Origin of the sequence: Mesonia sp. K4-1, from assembly GCF_008017825.1 — a bacterium.
Lineage (GTDB): Bacteria > Bacteroidota > Bacteroidia > Flavobacteriales > Flavobacteriaceae > Mesonia.
In genome coordinates, this window is the sequence record NZ_VRLS01000012.1 from 254,759 (window position 1) to 270,589 (window position 15,831).

The 15,831-nt window shown below is 32.5% G+C and carries 14 protein-coding genes; 9 read left to right on the forward strand and 5 right to left on the reverse strand.

The window, feature by feature from the left end; genetic code table 11:
* Positions 1 to 4 precede the first annotated feature (4 nt).
* Genes FT986_RS02295 through hemA form a run of 3 tightly spaced genes read right to left on the reverse strand, consistent with a single transcriptional unit; the run spans position 5 to position 3,933 of the window.
* A complete protein-coding gene (locus FT986_RS02295) occupies positions 5 to 1,738 on the reverse strand; it encodes a TrkH family potassium uptake protein (RefSeq protein ID WP_255505883.1) in 1,734 nt (577 codons plus the stop codon).
* Positions 1,739 to 1,749: 11 nt separating this feature from the next.
* Positions 1,750 to 2,670, reverse strand: coding sequence for a hydroxymethylbilane synthase (gene hemC, locus FT986_RS02300; RefSeq protein WP_147863638.1), 921 nt, complete (start codon positions 2,668 to 2,670; stop codon positions 1,750 to 1,752).
* Between the two features lie 6 nt (positions 2,671 to 2,676).
* Entirely contained in the window at positions 2,677 to 3,933 is a 1,257-nt protein-coding gene (gene hemA / locus FT986_RS02305; RefSeq protein ID WP_147863639.1) for a glutamyl-tRNA reductase, read from the reverse strand.
* Positions 3,934 to 4,140: 207 nt separating this feature from the next.
* Here hemA and FT986_RS02310 point away from each other — a divergent pair, with 207 nt between their 5' ends.
* From FT986_RS02310 to FT986_RS02350, 9 genes are all read left to right on the forward strand, one after another.
* Positions 4,141 to 5,037, forward strand: a complete 897-nt coding sequence (locus FT986_RS02310; RefSeq protein WP_147863640.1) for an AraC family transcriptional regulator — start codon at positions 4,141 to 4,143, stop codon at positions 5,035 to 5,037.
* Positions 5,038 to 5,118: 81 nt separating this feature from the next.
* The gene (hemH, locus tag FT986_RS02315) at positions 5,119 to 6,159 is read left to right on the forward strand and encodes a ferrochelatase (protein ID WP_147863641.1); all 1,041 of its coding nucleotides are present in this window, start codon (positions 5,119 to 5,121) and stop codon (positions 6,157 to 6,159) included.
* Positions 6,159 to 7,526: an MATE family efflux transporter gene (locus tag FT986_RS02320; protein WP_147863642.1), complete on the forward strand. Its 1,368-nt coding sequence runs from the start codon at positions 6,159 to 6,161 to the stop codon at positions 7,524 to 7,526. The genes hemH and FT986_RS02320 overlap by 1 nt, the downstream gene beginning before the upstream one ends.
* A 12-nt stretch (positions 7,527 to 7,538) precedes the next feature.
* Positions 7,539 to 8,081 (forward strand): CopD family protein, encoded by a 543-nt coding sequence (locus FT986_RS02325; RefSeq protein WP_147863643.1) that lies wholly within the window; start codon positions 7,539 to 7,541, stop codon positions 8,079 to 8,081.
* A 46-nt stretch (positions 8,082 to 8,127) separates the two neighbouring features.
* Complete coding sequence (locus FT986_RS02330; RefSeq protein WP_370451107.1) at positions 8,128 to 9,534, forward strand: PAS domain-containing sensor histidine kinase; 1,407 nt, start codon at positions 8,128 to 8,130, stop codon at positions 9,532 to 9,534.
* Between the two features lie 3 nt (positions 9,535 to 9,537).
* Positions 9,538 to 10,320, forward strand: coding sequence for an enoyl-CoA hydratase/isomerase family protein (locus FT986_RS02335; RefSeq protein ID WP_147863645.1), 783 nt, complete (start codon positions 9,538 to 9,540; stop codon positions 10,318 to 10,320).
* Positions 10,321 to 10,592: 272 nt separating this feature from the next.
* A complete protein-coding gene (locus tag FT986_RS02340) occupies positions 10,593 to 12,170 on the forward strand; it encodes a hypothetical protein (RefSeq protein WP_147863646.1) in 1,578 nt (525 codons plus the stop codon).
* Between the two features lie 169 nt (positions 12,171 to 12,339).
* On the forward strand, positions 12,340 to 13,305 hold the full coding sequence (locus FT986_RS02345; RefSeq protein WP_147863647.1) for a glycosyl transferase family 90: 966 nt from the start codon (positions 12,340 to 12,342) through the stop codon (positions 13,303 to 13,305).
* 81 nt (positions 13,306 to 13,386) lie between these two features.
* Positions 13,387 to 14,460, forward strand: coding sequence for a PA0069 family radical SAM protein (locus FT986_RS02350; protein ID WP_147863648.1), 1,074 nt, complete (start codon positions 13,387 to 13,389; stop codon positions 14,458 to 14,460).
* Positions 14,461 to 14,519: 59 nt separating this feature from the next.
* Here FT986_RS02350 and FT986_RS02355 read toward each other — a convergent pair whose 3' ends face one another.
* A complete protein-coding gene (locus FT986_RS02355) occupies positions 14,520 to 15,128 on the reverse strand; it encodes an outer membrane beta-barrel protein (protein WP_147863649.1) in 609 nt (202 codons plus the stop codon).
* Positions 15,129 to 15,137: 9 nt separating this feature from the next.
* Positions 15,138 to 15,779: a hypothetical protein gene (locus tag FT986_RS02360; protein ID WP_147863650.1), complete on the reverse strand. Its 642-nt coding sequence runs from the start codon at positions 15,777 to 15,779 to the stop codon at positions 15,138 to 15,140.
* Positions 15,780 to 15,831: the final 52 nt, after the last annotated feature.

Below are 15,831 nucleotides of genomic sequence, written 5' to 3' on the forward strand. Positions count from 1 at the left end.
TTTTTTAATTGATAAGAATATTTTCTTTTGGGTATGTATACTCTGTTGTATTTACACTTTTTAAGATTCCTATCATTAGATTAATAAGACCTATTCTGCCAAAAAACATTAAAAATATAATTACATATTTACTGTTTTCACTAAGTGCAGGGGTAATTCCTAAAGAAAGCCCCACTGTACTGTAAGCAGAAAAAGTTTCAAAAGCAATTTGTAATAATGTAAACTCTGGATTAAAAATAAGCAATAATAAAATTCCTGTTCCTATAGAGGTTAAAGAAATAGCGATAATTGCAAAAGCTCGCAAAACTGCTTCTTTGGCAACACGTCTTGTCCCAATTTCTATATTTGGTTTGTCTTTAGCGATAGAAAAAATATTAAGTGTAGCTAAAGCAAACGTTGTGGTTTTTATACCACCACCTGTAGATGCCGGGGAAGCTCCAATCCACATAAGGAAAATCATAAATAAAATTCCAGGAATGGTAAAATTGGTCATATCTACCGTATTAAATCCTGCAGTTCTTGTGGTAACGGAAGAGAACATAGCGGTTGTAAATTTCCCGAAAACTGTTTTATGTTCTGCTAAATTGGTTTGTTGTTCAGATAATAAAAAGAAAGCGGTGCCGGCCACAATTAATATAAGGGTGGTATACATCACAATTTTAGTATTGAGTGTAATGACCCTAGAAATAAATTTTTGATTTTTTTTATTAAAAATATTATAGAAAAACTTCTTTACATATTGAATGAAATTAGAGGCAATAGCATAACCTAATCCTCCAAATACAATAAGCGCCATAACCACCCATTGCATATAGTAGTTAAACCTAAAACCAGCATCATACAAACCAGTAGATAAAGTAGAAAACCCTGCATTACAATAAGCAGAAATGGCATGAAAAACAGCAAAAAAACTTTTATGTTCCATATTCTCTACATCTTGAAGGGAACTGTAAATCAATAAAGCTCCAATACCTTCTATGATTAAAGAAAACACCACTATACGCATAGCAGTTTGCATAATGCTATTCAATTTTTCGTTCCCTAAAACATCTTTCATAAAAAGACTCTCTTTAAAGGAAGCTCCACTTTTAAAGAAGTATGCAAAAAATGAAGTAAAGGTCAACATTCCTAAACCTCCAAGCTGAAACAATATCATAATTACGGTCTGCCCAAATGGAGTAAAATCTTTGGCGGTATCAAGAACGATTAAACCTGTGACTGCAACAGCACTTGTTGATGTAAACAAAGCATCAGTAAAGCTAATGCCAGAGGTGGTAGCTGCAGGTAGCATTAACAAAAAAGTACCCGATATGGCAATTAGCGCAAAACTGCCCACAAATAATATAGCCGGATTAAAATAGAGGTCATAAATACCTCTTACTAGAAAGGTAAGTCTTATAAAAAAGTAGAAGATTAGGCCGTATTCCATAAAATAGCGTTCCCTAAAAAACGTATCTGTAAAAGAACCTTCATAATTTACTAAGACTAAAATAATTTCTAAAACGATTAGAAATGAAAGTAAAATTAGATTGAATCGAGAAGTGCGCTTAACTCTGTGTATTGATTGTAAATATTGATACTTGTAATAGTTAAAAGCAATAAGGGCGAATAACAAAACTGGCAAAGCAATAAGCTTGTAGAGTCTATATTCTTTAAAACTATCAAAGCCAAAATCAAATATTAAAAAAGATAGCAGAATGATGTCTAAAAACCAAAGGGCAATATTTGAATGTGCCACCTTTTTAAACATTATTGCTCTAGTTTGGCTTTTATGGAGTGCATAAGTTCTTTTCCTCCTTGTTGTAATATTTTATGAGCTAAATTTTGACCCGCATCTTGGTAGTCACTTACATTAAAAGTAGCTTTTTCTTCTATTTTTTCTTTTCCGTCAAGGCTAAAAAGATTTCCAGTAAACGAAATTTCTTCCTCATTTTTAAATTCTGCTAAAGCTCCAATAGGGGCGGTACAACCTCCTTCTAAAGTCTTTAAAAACTCACGTTCAACGTGAACGCATATAGCTGTTTTTTCATCATTAAGCTTTTCTGCAGCCTCTTTTGCATAAGAGTTAGATTCATTCACTACAATTAGCATTGCACCTTGAGCTGGGGCTGGAGTCATCCAATCTAAAACGGTGTGATTTTCTGGTTTTAAATTAATACGCTCTAGACCTGCTGCAGCAAAAATAGCTCCGTTCCAATCTTGGTTATCTTGTAGCTTTTGAAGTCTTGTATTAACATTTCCGCGAAGGTTTACAATTTTATGAAAAGGGTATTGGTTTAACCATTGTGCTTTTCTGCGTAAGCTTCCTGTAGCTATTACACCTTCTGAAGCTAGAAAATCTAAACCTTTATGAATTAAAATATCGTGTACATTGGCACGTGGTAATACCGCAGCTTGCACAATACCTTTTGGTAATGCTGTAGGAACGTCTTTCATAGAATGTACGGCAATGTCTATTTCGCCTTTTACCATCGCAATATCTAGCGTTTTGGTAAAAATGCCTGTAATACCCATTTCGTAAAGCGGTTGATCTAAATTAAGATCACCTGTAGATTTTACGGGTAGTAATTGAGTTTTGTACCCTAAGGCTTCGAGTTTATCTTTAACCGTATTGGCTTGCCACAGCGCTAATTCACTATCGCGAGTACCAATTCTTATTGTTGTCCCCATGTAAACTTATTTCGAAAAATCTTCTAGTTGAAAAACCTTTTGTATAAGTGCCAAGCTTTCATCGTTAGAATCGCTATCCTCCTTAAGGTGACTAGCAAATTGATTCATTATTTTTTGAATAATGCGATTACTTACAATTTCGGCGTGTTCATTATTAAAGTCGCTAAGTTTTTTACTTTGAAAGTCCAATTCTTCGTCTTTCATATTTCTTAGCTTATGTTTTAAAGCTTTGATGGTGGGAGCAAATTTTCGTGTCTCTAACCAAGCATTAAAATCTTTTCTTACCTCTTCTATAATAATTTCAGCTTGTGGAATAAATGTCTTTCTCTTCGCTAAAGTAGCATCGGTCATTTGAGAAAGATGATCTAAATGAATGAGTTTTACATTCTCCAAATCGGCCACATCATCAGATACATTTTTAGGAATCGATAAATCTAAAATCAGCAACTCTTTATTGGAATAGATAAGCTCTTTAGAGATGGTAGGATTTTGTGCTCCTGTTGCAACGATAAGAATATCGGTGTCCCGAATCTCGGTTTGCAAATCGGCATGATCTTTTACGATAAGATTAAACTTTCCTGCAACTTTTTCAGCTTTATCTTTAGTACGGTTAATTAAAGTAATGTGATCATTTTTGGTGTGCTTTACCAAATTTTCACACGTGTTACGTCCAATTTTTCCTGTTCCGAAAAGGAGAATATTCTTATCGGAAACATTTTCGTAGTTATTTAAAATATATTGTACTGAAGCAAAAGAAACCGAGGTTGCTCCTGAAGAGATTTCGGTTTCATTTTTAATTCTTTTACTTGCTTGAATCACAGAATTGACTAAACGTTCTAAAAACGGATTGGTCATTTGTAAATTCTTAGAAAGAGAAAAAGCAAATTTTAACTGACTAATAATCTCGAAATCACCCAAAATCTGACTGTCCAAACCTGTTCCCACCTTAAAAATATGAGAAATGGCTTCTTGGTTTTTATAAACATAAGCCACTCTTTCAAATTCTTCTACCGTTCCGTGCGTATGCTGGCAAAGAAGTTTTATAAGTTGAAAAGGGTGTTTAGCAAATCCGTAAATTTCGGTTCGGTTACACGTAGAAGTAACAAGTATGCCATCTACACCGTCTTTTTTAGCGTCCTCAATTAAATTCTTTTTTTTCTCTTCATCGAGACTAAAGTGTCCCCTAATGTCGGCGTCAGCTTTTTGATAGCTTAGGCCAATGGCATAAAAAGAATTGTGTTTAGATATATGGTAGTTCTTCATAGAAGAAAAAAGTCCTGAATATTTAGACAACAAAAGTAACCGCTTACATTTTCTAAAAATAACGTTAAAAGTACTTTTATTGTCGCTATAAGTTATTTTGATCTAGAATTTACTCTAATTTAATGAATTAAGCTATTTTTGTAGTATCAACAAGCATTTGAAGATCATTATTTTAGAATGATTCTAAATAAAAACAAGATTTTGTCTATGAATATTTCATTAGAAAATAACGCTCAAAGTACTTTTCATAAATTAGTTATTGAGGAAGGGATTCATATTCTTACTTTTCAAAATAACACTACTGATAATCAGGTTTTTGAAAAAGATATTCATCTTGATTTTATTCAGTTTCATTTTTGTTTAAAAGGCTCAGGTCAGTTTAGTTTTAATCAAGGAAACTATACCCTAAATTTAGGTGATGAAAAATCGTTGCTGCTTTACAATCCCACTAAAAATTTACCACTTAGTGTCACGGTAAGTGCTAATTCTTGGATGGTAAGTGTCATTATTTCTATACAGAAACTGCATTCACTTTTTTCTGATGAAGCCAATTATATAGATTTCTTAACAGATGATAATAGAGATAAAAAATACTATCAAGAACAGTCTATAAGTCCCGCTATGGCTGTAGTTATTAGTCAGATTTTAAACTTTAATTTACACCCATCAGTAAAGAAAATTTATCTAAAAGGAAAGGCTTACGAACTTATGGGGTTATACTTTAATAGACCTGAAGAAGCAGATGTTGAGCAATGCCCTTTTTTGATCGATGAAGATAATGTACGTCGTATTCGTAAAGCGAAAGATATTATGATACAGCGTATGGCGGAGCCACCAAGCTTACAAGAGTTAGCGAATGAAATTGGACTTAGCTTAAAGAAATTAAAGGAAGGGTTTAAAGAGGTGTATGGCGATACTGTATTTGGATTTTTATTTGATTACAAAATGGATTTTGCTCGAAAACTTTTAGAGACAGGACAACACAATGTAAATGAAGTAGGTTTAAAAGTAGGTTACAGTACAGCAAGTCATTTTATTGCCGCTTTTAAAAAGAAATTTGGGACTACCCCAAAAAAATATATACAGTCGGTTAATTTAATTTAACTATTGTGTGATTGATAAATAGAAAGACTTAGAAAGAATTTTGTTAGTATAATCGATAATTTTTGAAATAAAAAAATTGAAATGAAAGGAGTTTTACTCGTTAATTTAGGTTCTCCAGAGAGCACCAATCCAAAAGATGTAAAGAAGTATTTAGATGAATTTTTAATGGATGAGCGCGTAATAGACGTACCATGGCTTCTACGTGCTTTTATAGTAAAGGGAATTGTTTTAAATACAAGACCAAAAAAATCCGCGGCAGCGTACCAAAAAATATGGTGGGAAGAAGGGTCTCCGCTTATCGTACTATCAGAACGTTTGCAAGAAAAAATAGATAAGTTTACTGAAGTTCCTATATCTCTGGCGATGCGTTATGGAAAACCAAATATAGAACAAGGTTTAAAAGAGTTAAGCGCAAAAGGGGTGGATGAGGTATTGCTACTGCCATTGTATCCGCAATTTGCGATGGCTACGACAGAAACAATTTTGGTTTTAGCAGAAGAGTTACAAAAGGAAAAATTTCCGCAAATGAAACTTACTACTTTACCACCGTTTTATAACCGTCCAGATTATATAGAGGTTCTTTCCCGTAGTATTGCTGAAAAAATAGAAAACTTAGATTACGAACATTTATTATTTAGTTACCACGGCGTTCCAGAAAGACACATTAAAAAGAGTGATATTACCAAATCGCATTGTCAAATAGATGGTACATGTTGTAAAACTCCGTCACCCGCACACCAATTTTGTTACCGTCACCAATGTTATGAAACCACACGTCTGGTCGCAGAGAAACTAGATTTAAATCCAGATGCGTTTAGCACTTCGTTCCAGTCCCGTTTAGGGTTTGATCCTTGGTTACAACCCTATACCGATAGAACAATTGAGAAGTTTGCTCTTAACGGAATGCAAAAAATGGCAATTGTTACACCGGCATTTGTTTCAGATTGTTTAGAAACCTTAGAAGAAATTGCCATGGAAGGCGAAGAAATTTTCCATGAAAATGGCGGAAAAGAATTTACGGTGATTCCGTGTTTAAATGATCGTGAAGATTGGGTAAAAACGTTAAGTAGTTGGATAAATTCTTGGGCAGAATTAACAGAAGAAGAAAGTATCGTTAAATAATGGCAAAGGTAAATTCGACCGCCTTAGGACAAGAGCCTATAGGGAAGCTTCTTATAAAGCAATCTTTACCAGCCTCTATAGGTATTTTGGTAATGTCTCTAAATATTTTGGTCGATACTATTTTTGTAGGTAATTGGATTGGACCTACCGCCATTGCCGCTATAAATGTTGTTTTACCGGTCTCTTTTTTTATTGCTGCTTTAGGAATGGCGATTGGGATAGGAGGTTCATCAATTATCTCTCGTGCTTTAGGAGCAAATGATAATAGCAAGGCATTAAAAACTTTCGGCAATCAAATTACCCTAACCTTAGTGCTGTGTATTACGTTAGTAATTTTAGGGTTGACATTTATAGAACAATTAATTCCTGCATTTGGAGGAAAAGGAGAAATTTATGCTCCTGCAAAAATCTATTACCGTATTGTACTTTACGGAGTTCCTATTTTAGCCCTAAGCATGATGGGAAATACAGTAATTAGGGCAGAAGGTAAACCTAAGTTTGCCATGATCGCTATGATTTTACCTTCTATAGTTAATCTAATAGCAGATTATTTTCTCATTAATATTTTAGACTTAGGAATGGCAGGTGCAGCTTGGGCAACCACAGGTTCTTATGTAATCTGTTTTTTATATGTTTTATGGTTTTTTCTTTCTAAAAACTCTGAATTAAAACTACAAAGCGCTCATTTTAGGTTAGATCTTCCTATTTTAAAAGAAATAAGTTCTTTAGGTTTTGTGACATTAGCAAGACAAGCAGTGGTGAGTATTACTTACTTATTACTGAATAATATTTTATATAATCTTGGCGGAGCTGCCTCCGTTACGGTTTATGCGATTATAGGTAGAATGCTCATGTTTGCTTTATTCCCAGTATTGGGAGTTACTCAAGGATTTTTGCCTATTGCAGGTTATAACTATGGAGCAAACAATCCGTCAAGGGTAAGAGAATCTATTAATAAAGCTATTTTATATGCGGCAGTATTGGCACTGGTAGTTTTTGCAATTATCATGATTTTCCCAGAATCTATTGTAGCTATTTTTACGACAGATAAAACCATTTTGGCAGAAACACCTTCGGCAATGCGTTGGGTTTTTGCAGCATTACCCATTATTAGTTTACAATTAATTGGTTCAGCTTATTTTCAAGCCGTTGGGAAAGCAACTCCAGCTTTATTATTAACGCTCACGAGACAAGGCTTTTTCTTTATACCGTTAATTTTAATTTTACCAAAATACTATGGAGAACTAGGAGTATGGATCTCTTTTCTCTTAGCGGATGTAATTTCAACTCTAGTTACAGGTATCTTTCTTAATAAAGAGATTAGGAAGAATTTAGTCCCGAAAATAGCTTTACCGATAGAAGAATAATTAAATTTGAATATGGAGTATTATAATTATATCAAATCTCTTCATTTAATCTTTGTGATTACTTGGTTTGCAGGCTTATTCTACATTCCAAGGCTATTTATATATCATATAGAAGCACAAGATAAAGATTCCACCGAAAAGGAGATTTTAAGTAATCAATTTAAGATTATGACGAAGAGGTTGTGGTTTATAATTACTTGGCCTTCGGCAATTTTAGCTACATTATTTGCGATTATACTATTAATTCTACAACCTGTTTGGTTACAACAGGATTGGATGCATGTAAAGCTGGCATTTGTTTTGTTATTGTTTGTTTATCACTTTAAATGTCATCAAATTTTTAGGCAATTACAGCGCAATGTTTTTAAATGGTCATCTAACCAAATGCGATTATTTAACGAGGGTTCTACACTTATCTTGTTTTCAGTAGTGTTTTTAGTGATTTTAAAAAACTCTTTGAATTGGATTTTTGGCGTAGCAGGAATTTTTGTGTTGGGAATTTTGTTAATGTTAGGAATAAAAATTTATAAACGAATTAGAAATAAAGGTAAATAAGATGAGGTGGCTTAAGCGCTCTTTAAGGACTCGTATATTCTTAAGCATGATTTTTTTAGTGCTGGGAGCTTCTGTGCTTATTGCTATTGTTACGATCTATCAATATAAAAAAGAAGCTGAAGCTTACCAAAAAGATAAACTAAAACAAAAAGAAGCTTCTATACGGGCAAGTATTAATTACGAGATACAAACCACCACCTATGAAGTAACCACAGAGAATATTCCTTTAATTTTTAGAAAGAAAATCTACGAGCTTAAGAATATTCATAATACCGAGATTAACTTTTACGACCTCAAAGGTAGATTGCTCAAATCGTCTAAACCTACTTTTTTTAAAGACACTTCGATTACTAAGATGCCCGAAATGGCTCTTACACAGTTAGAAAATTCAGAAAATAAAAAATACGTTCAATACTATAAAGAAGACGGAGTAAAGTACCAATCTTCTTATACTTATATCACCGATACTTATTTTAAACCTTTGGCTATTCTCAATTTACCAAAAATTGAAGATGATGGTTTTATTGATATGCAACTAAAAGATTTTCTAACCATTTTAGCTCAAGTTTATTTATTACTTATTCTTGCTGCCATTTTACTTTCCTATTTTCTTTCTAAATACATTACCTCTTCTTTAAAGGCGGTAAGTGAGAAGATTCACGCTACACGATTAGATAAAAAGAATAAGAAAATTGCAATTAAAGACACTTCCGAGGAGATAAAATCACTTATAAAAGCTTACAATTCTATGATTGATGAATTGGAAGAAAGTGCGGTAAAATTAGCTACCAACGAACGAGAACAAGCTTGGCGCGAGATGGCAAAACAAGTCGCCCACGAGATTAAAAATCCGCTTACTCCTATGCGTCTTACCGTGCAAAGTTTTGAGCGAAGATTTGATCCCGATGATCCCGAAATTAAAGAAAAACTCAATGATTACACTAAAACACTAATTCAGCAAATAGACACGATGAGTTCTATAGCATCAGCATTTTCAAACTTTGCCAAGATGCCAGCGCAACAAAATGAAACCCTCAACGTGCCTAAAATTGTAAAATTAGCACTCGATATTTTCAATGAAAGAAATATTATTTTCTTTACGGAAGAAGAAGAAATCTTAGCCATTTTTGATCGTACACAGCTTATTAGAGTAGTTACCAATTTGGTGAAAAACGCTTTGCAAGCCTCAGAAGAAAATCCGCAGCAGCGTATAGAAGTAAGTGTGAAAACCGATAAAAATTACGCTTGTATATTAATAAAAGATAATGGTTCTGGTATTTCAGAAGAAAATAAAACCCGTATTTTTGAACCTAAGTTTACTACTAAATCTAGCGGAATGGGACTAGGTTTAGGAATTATTAAAACCATTATAGAGGCCTACAAAGGCACTATTACCTTTACCTCAAAAGAAGGTGAAGGCACTACATTTGAAGTTAAATTTCCTAAAATATAAACCATGAGTTACAACAATATTTTAATAGAAAAAGAAAACGGACTGGCGCAATTAACGATTAACCGTCCTAAAAAATTAAACGCTCTTAATCGAGAAACTTTAGAAGAGATATATAACGCTTTCGCGGAATTAGAAAGCGACGAGGATGTGAAAATAATTGTCCTTACGGGAAGCGGAGAAAAAGCCTTTGTAGCTGGAGCAGACATCTCTGAATTTGCGGATTATAGCATAGCAGAAGGAAAAAACTTGGCAGCAAAAGGACAAGAGGAAGTTTTTGATCGCATCGCTAATTTTCATAAACCTGTAATTGCAGCTATTAATGGTTTTGCTCTTGGGGGAGGATTAGAATTAGCTATGGCAGCACATTTTAGAATTGCTAGTGATAATGCCAAAATGGGACTTCCAGAAACATCTCTTGGTGTAATCCCTGGGTATGGAGGAACACAACGTTTACCGCAATTAGTAGGGAAAGGAAGAGCTATGGAAATGATTATGACCGCAGGAATGATAGATGCTAAACAAGCTTTACAATATGGGTTGGTAAATCACGTAACTCCAGCAGAAGAGCTTATGGAATTCACCACAAAAACGGCTCAAAAAATCATGAGAAATTCTATGGTAGCTATTGGTAAAGCCATAGAGGCTATAAATGCAAATGATGAAGACGGTGTAAATGGTTTTGATAAAGAAATTGAAAACTTCGGAAAGAGTTTTGGTACAGAAGATTTTAAAGAGGGAACAACCGCTTTTTTAGAAAAAAGAAAAGCAGATTTTCCAGGAAAATAAAGAGCGAAATTTATTTAAAGTAAAGCTGTCTAAAAGTGAATTTTCGTCAACCTGAATCTGCCCGGATTGAATATTTAATTTAGGAGGGTTTGGTTCAGGTTCTTATACTTATGTATACGTAAGGATGATAAAATTCTGAAATAAGACTATCTTAAAACATTGAAAGAGCTAAGGTTTTATAATCTAAAATCGGTTAATGGATAATTAATTTTTGTTAAAAGTTAAGTTTTTGTGAAATACATGTATATTGCAATCAACAAAAAATTATACTTATGAAATCAAAGTTACTTTACATTTTACTCATTTTATTTACATTTTCTGTTACAGGACAAATTAGTCCTATTCAAGTCACAAAAAGCAGTATCGAAAAAGATTCTAAAAAGGATACTCAACTAATGTTCACCGCCGATGATGGTAATGGCGGATTTGTAACCGCAAGACTTTTTTATGGAGGTATTATTAAGTCTCCTAAAGGATATTACATAGAGCACTATGATTCAAATCTAAATGTTGTTCAGGAGTATGAATATAAAATAGATCAAAGTAGTATTAAAAGTATGTTTGTAGCAGATGGACAATTAAAATTGATTGAGTATAAACATAACCGTGATGATAAAACTAATGATTATAACTTATTAAGTTCATCTTTGTCAAAATTAAATTTTTCAAGTAAAAAGATTTTTTCTGTTTCTAGAAAAGATGTAAAAAAACCATTTTTTCTTGCTGTCGGGTTTGGGATCTCAAATTTAGATCAAGTAGACCATGACCCTACAGGAGAGGTTTATCTATCAGAAAATAGAAACTATATAACCTTTAATTTTGATATCAAAGATGATAAAGAAGAAACTCACTTAGTAAAGGTGTTTGATAATGACTTAAACTTAGTTTTTGAAAATCAGTTTAAGCAAAAGGGTGTTAAAGATGCTTTGTTCATTTACAACTCGTTAACTATAGATGATAGTAATGGAGATGTGTTCTTTTTAGGAAAGTTATACGAAAGTAAAAGAATGAAAAAAAAGGGAAAATCTAACTACCAATACAAGTTATATAAACTCAATGCAGACGGCACAAAAGAACTATCATTTAATACTGAAGAAAATTTTGTAGGCTCGATGGAGTTAATCAATAATGATGATAGTTTAATATGTGTAGGTTTTTATTCAGAGAAAAATGATTTTCGATATAAAGGGACTGTTTATTATAATTTAAATAAGGAGAATTTTACTGTAAATAATTCTGGATTTAATCCTTTTACAGAGCAGTTTATGGTAGATAAATATGGCGAAAAAAGAGGGAAGCGTAAAAAGGAAAAAGGAAAGGAGCTTAGCTCGTTAAAATATAGAGGCTTACATATAGATGATAGTGGAAATACTATTTTTACTGCAGAAGAGTATTTTGTAAAAAGTCATACCAATTATAAGACAGGGCACACAACTTATACTTATTATTATAATGATATCTTGGCTTGTAAAATAAATTCATCTGGTGCGATGGAATGGGCAAGAAATATTAATAAAGCACAAAAAACAAGTGGTAATGCAGTAGATTATTATTCTTACCTTTCTACAGTAAAGAACAATCGTGTAATAATATTATTGAACGGGTCTGATAAGGTTAAGAAAATGAGGGATGACCGTATTAGATTTGATGATAAAAGAGTTAAAAAACTAAGTCTATACGCCATAGAAATTTTACCAAATGGAGATTTCAATTATGAGCAAGTAATCAACAATGATGAGTCTAAAGTAACCTATAAGGTTTCAGAAGGTGTAATTACAGATAATTACGACTCGGTAATTCTTGAGGGGGACAAAGGAAGAAAGAAAAGAATAGTAAAACTTACACTTTAGTATTCAATTCTTTATAAAATATTTTTTCAAATAGATAAAAAAACTTTGATTCAGAAATGATTCAAAGTTTTTTTATCTTATCATTTAAGATTTAACCCCCGTTTTAAGGTGAGATTTATTAAAATAAAAAACTAAAACAATAATATTTTATAGTAAATAATATTAGCGAATGGAGCTTCAACGTATTTCTGGGAAACATAAAAATAATAAGCTTTTATATTATTTAAAAAACTATTCAAGGTTATTGTTACCTGATGCTTATTATCAAAAAAGACTAATAAATAAATTAAAATCTATTCCAAAGAAAGAACAGGAAGAAATTTTAAAAAGAGTAAATTATTACAACAAATTAGAAGAGAAAGTTGATTTACTTAAAGATACACCTAAACTATCAAGTCTTAAGCTAAAAGATGGAAAAACCTATTTTTTCGATTTTAGAGAATACACAAGGTATTTTAAGAAGCATTTAAAATGTTCTTTTTTGTTTGGAGATATTGTTGAAGTACCTTCTCAACCTTCATTTGTAAAAAGTAGACCCATACATCTTTCTAATGAAAATTCTATTCTCTTAAAATGGAATAAAATCAGGCATTTTTTATTTATTAAAAACGACTCCAAGACTTTTTTAGAAAAAAAGAATATGTTGGTGAGTAGAGGGAAAGTCCACCCAACGCAGCCCCAACGCATTAAATTTTTAGAAAAATATTTTAACCATCCGCTTTGTAATATAGGAAAGGTTAACAATAATGAGCTCAACTCGAAATGGCTAGTAGAAAGAATGGGAATTCAGCAGCAGCTAGCTTATAAGTTTATTTTATGTATTGAAGGTAATGATGTAGCGACCAATTTAAAGTGGGTCATGTCTTCCAATTCAATTGCTGTAATGCCACAACCCAAATTTGAAACGTGGTTTATGGAAGCTCAATTAATACCAGATTATCATTATATCTGTTTAGCTGATGACTATTCTAATATGGAAGAAAAACTTACTTACTATATAGAACATCCTGAAAAAGCTCTAGCTATCATGGAGAATGCTCATCGTTTTATTGATCAATTCAAGAATAAAAATAAAGAAGACCTTATTTCTCTTTTGGTACTTAAAAAATACTTTGAAAAGACAAACCAGATTTAAAAAATCAATAAGGATTAAATCCTAATTTCTGGAAATATTACATTTTTGTACTTATATTTGAAAAGTATAAATTATTTCCTTATGTCTATTTCTTACCTAAAAGGTCGTGGCGCTCAGCAAAATACTCCTAATAAGTTTCTAGAGCAAGAACATACGGTAGATCCAGAATTTTTAGAATATTGCTATAAAGAAGGAGAAGAACCTTCTAAACTTGCTACCCAGTATCAAGAAGTTTTCCCTAAGACCTTTGTTAACAAAGTAAACAGCCCCGATGTAGGTATGGGGTATTCTGCCAATCCTTACCAAGGTTGCGAACATGGTTGTATTTATTGTTATGCTAGGAATTCACACGAATATTGGGGTTATAGTGCTGGCTTAGATTTTGAAAAGAAAATACTAGTCAAGAAAAATGCACCTCAGCTATTAGAACAAAAACTACAGGGTAAAAATTGGCAAGGCGATACGATTATTTTTTCGGGAAATACAGATTGCTACCAGCCCATAGAAAGGAAGCTAAAAATTACCAGAAAGTGTTTAGAGCTTATGCTTAAGTACAAACACCCCACAGGTATTATTACTAAAAACAGTCTTATTTTAAGAGATTTAGACGTATTAAAAGAATTGGCAGATCTCCATTTAATTAGAGTGAGCATATCTATAACATCCTTATCGGAAGAAACGCGTCGAATCGTTGAGCCAAGAACAGCAAGTATTAAACAGCGGTTAAAAGCGGTAGAAGTACTTGCTAAACATAACATTCCTGTAAATGTAATGATGGCGCCCATTATACCAAGTATTAATAGTCACGAAATTTTGCCTTTGGTGAAAAAAATAAGCGAATTAGGAGCAAGATCTGTAGGTTATACTATAGTGCGTTTAAATGGCGCTATTGCGGAAATATTTAAAGATTGGATTGAAAAAACCCTTCCCGATCGTGCTGAAAAGGTATTACACCAAATTGAAGCTTGCCATGGGGGAAATTTAAATGATAGTCGGTTTGGTACAAGAATGAAGGGAGAAGGTGAGTTTGCTAAGCAAATAGCCCTACAGTTTAAAATAGCGAGAACAAAATACCTTTCTTCCGTAAAGGAAATAGAGCCTTTAGATAATAGTCATTACTTAAAAATTAAAAACCCTCAGTATGAGTTATTTTAATAAAAACAAATTAATACCCAAGACTTAAATAGATGTTTTAAATCTTGGGTTATATAGAATTAATCTCTAAAAGTGTAGCCTATGCTTAAAGTAAGCCAGTTTTTCTTCAAATCACTTTCTTCAGGGTTTTTGTTAATATCGGTTACTCCATAATTGTACTTTAAATTGATATCTATATTATCAATTAAAATATAACCGACTCCAATAAATACACTTGCATCCAACAGAGTAAAATTTTCACTAAACTCAAAGGTATGATCAAAGGAGTCACTACTGGAGTATGCAGGGAGTTTACCAAAAAAGTTAGTTCCGATTTCCCCACCTACAAAGCCTTGAAACTTATAATCGTAAGTATAGTGGAGACTTAATGGGAAATTTATTGAATGAATAACCAATGGATCGTCAAAGCCTTCAACTTTGGCACCTAAGTTATTATATGAAATTCCTGATCTAAATGAGAAAGAGTCGCTAATATAACGGTATTGGTAAACCCCAAAATAAAACCCTGTTTTAGAGGATCCTCCATCTAATCCAGAAATATTAGATAATATGCCTCCTGCCTCTATACTGCTATAACAGTCAGAACAAAAGACACCGCCTCCATAAAATTGAGCTTGAGTGAAATAAGTGGTAAATAATAAACAGATAGTTAGTAATAGTTTCTTCATAATATTAAGTTAGTTACAATTTAAATTTTTTTCTAATAGTTCATAAAGATCTTTGTCATTTTTAAAACGTAAATTTTTGAGATCATTTTCTAATGAGGAGCAATTGGGGAAAAGATATTTTTGAGCTCTTTTTAGCATGGTCCGAGTTTTAAAACCTGGAGTATTTATACTAACCAAAATGCTATCATTAGGCTTACTTAAATACAGCCCATACATCCCTTGTTCGAAAATAATCACCACTTTCTCTTTGCCTTTGCGACCTTTTATCGCGTATCTTATACCTGCTTCAGAGACTAAAATTTCATCATAGGCTTTTTTTAGTAAAGAAAAGGATTGTCTTTTTGCTAATCCTAACCTTTGAAACTCTTCATTTTTCCTAAAATAACCTATTTGACCTGTTATGAAATAGTAGGTGTTACTGGCGTCATTCAACTGTAATTTAATAAATAAGATTTTATTACGATCGATTCTTTCGCTATGGTCTTTTTCAGATTTTTTAATTATTAGATTTTTACCTGTCGTGCTCAGTGGAAACTTCACTAAAACCTCTGAAGTTTCGCCAGATCGATAAATAACTGTAGACTTATAATATTTTGCAGATGCGAGAATAGGAATAATTAAAAAACCTATTAGAAGTAAAATATTTCTCATAAAATTAATTTTTTATGAAAATAGATTTTTTTTTGGTAACAGAAAAGATCTT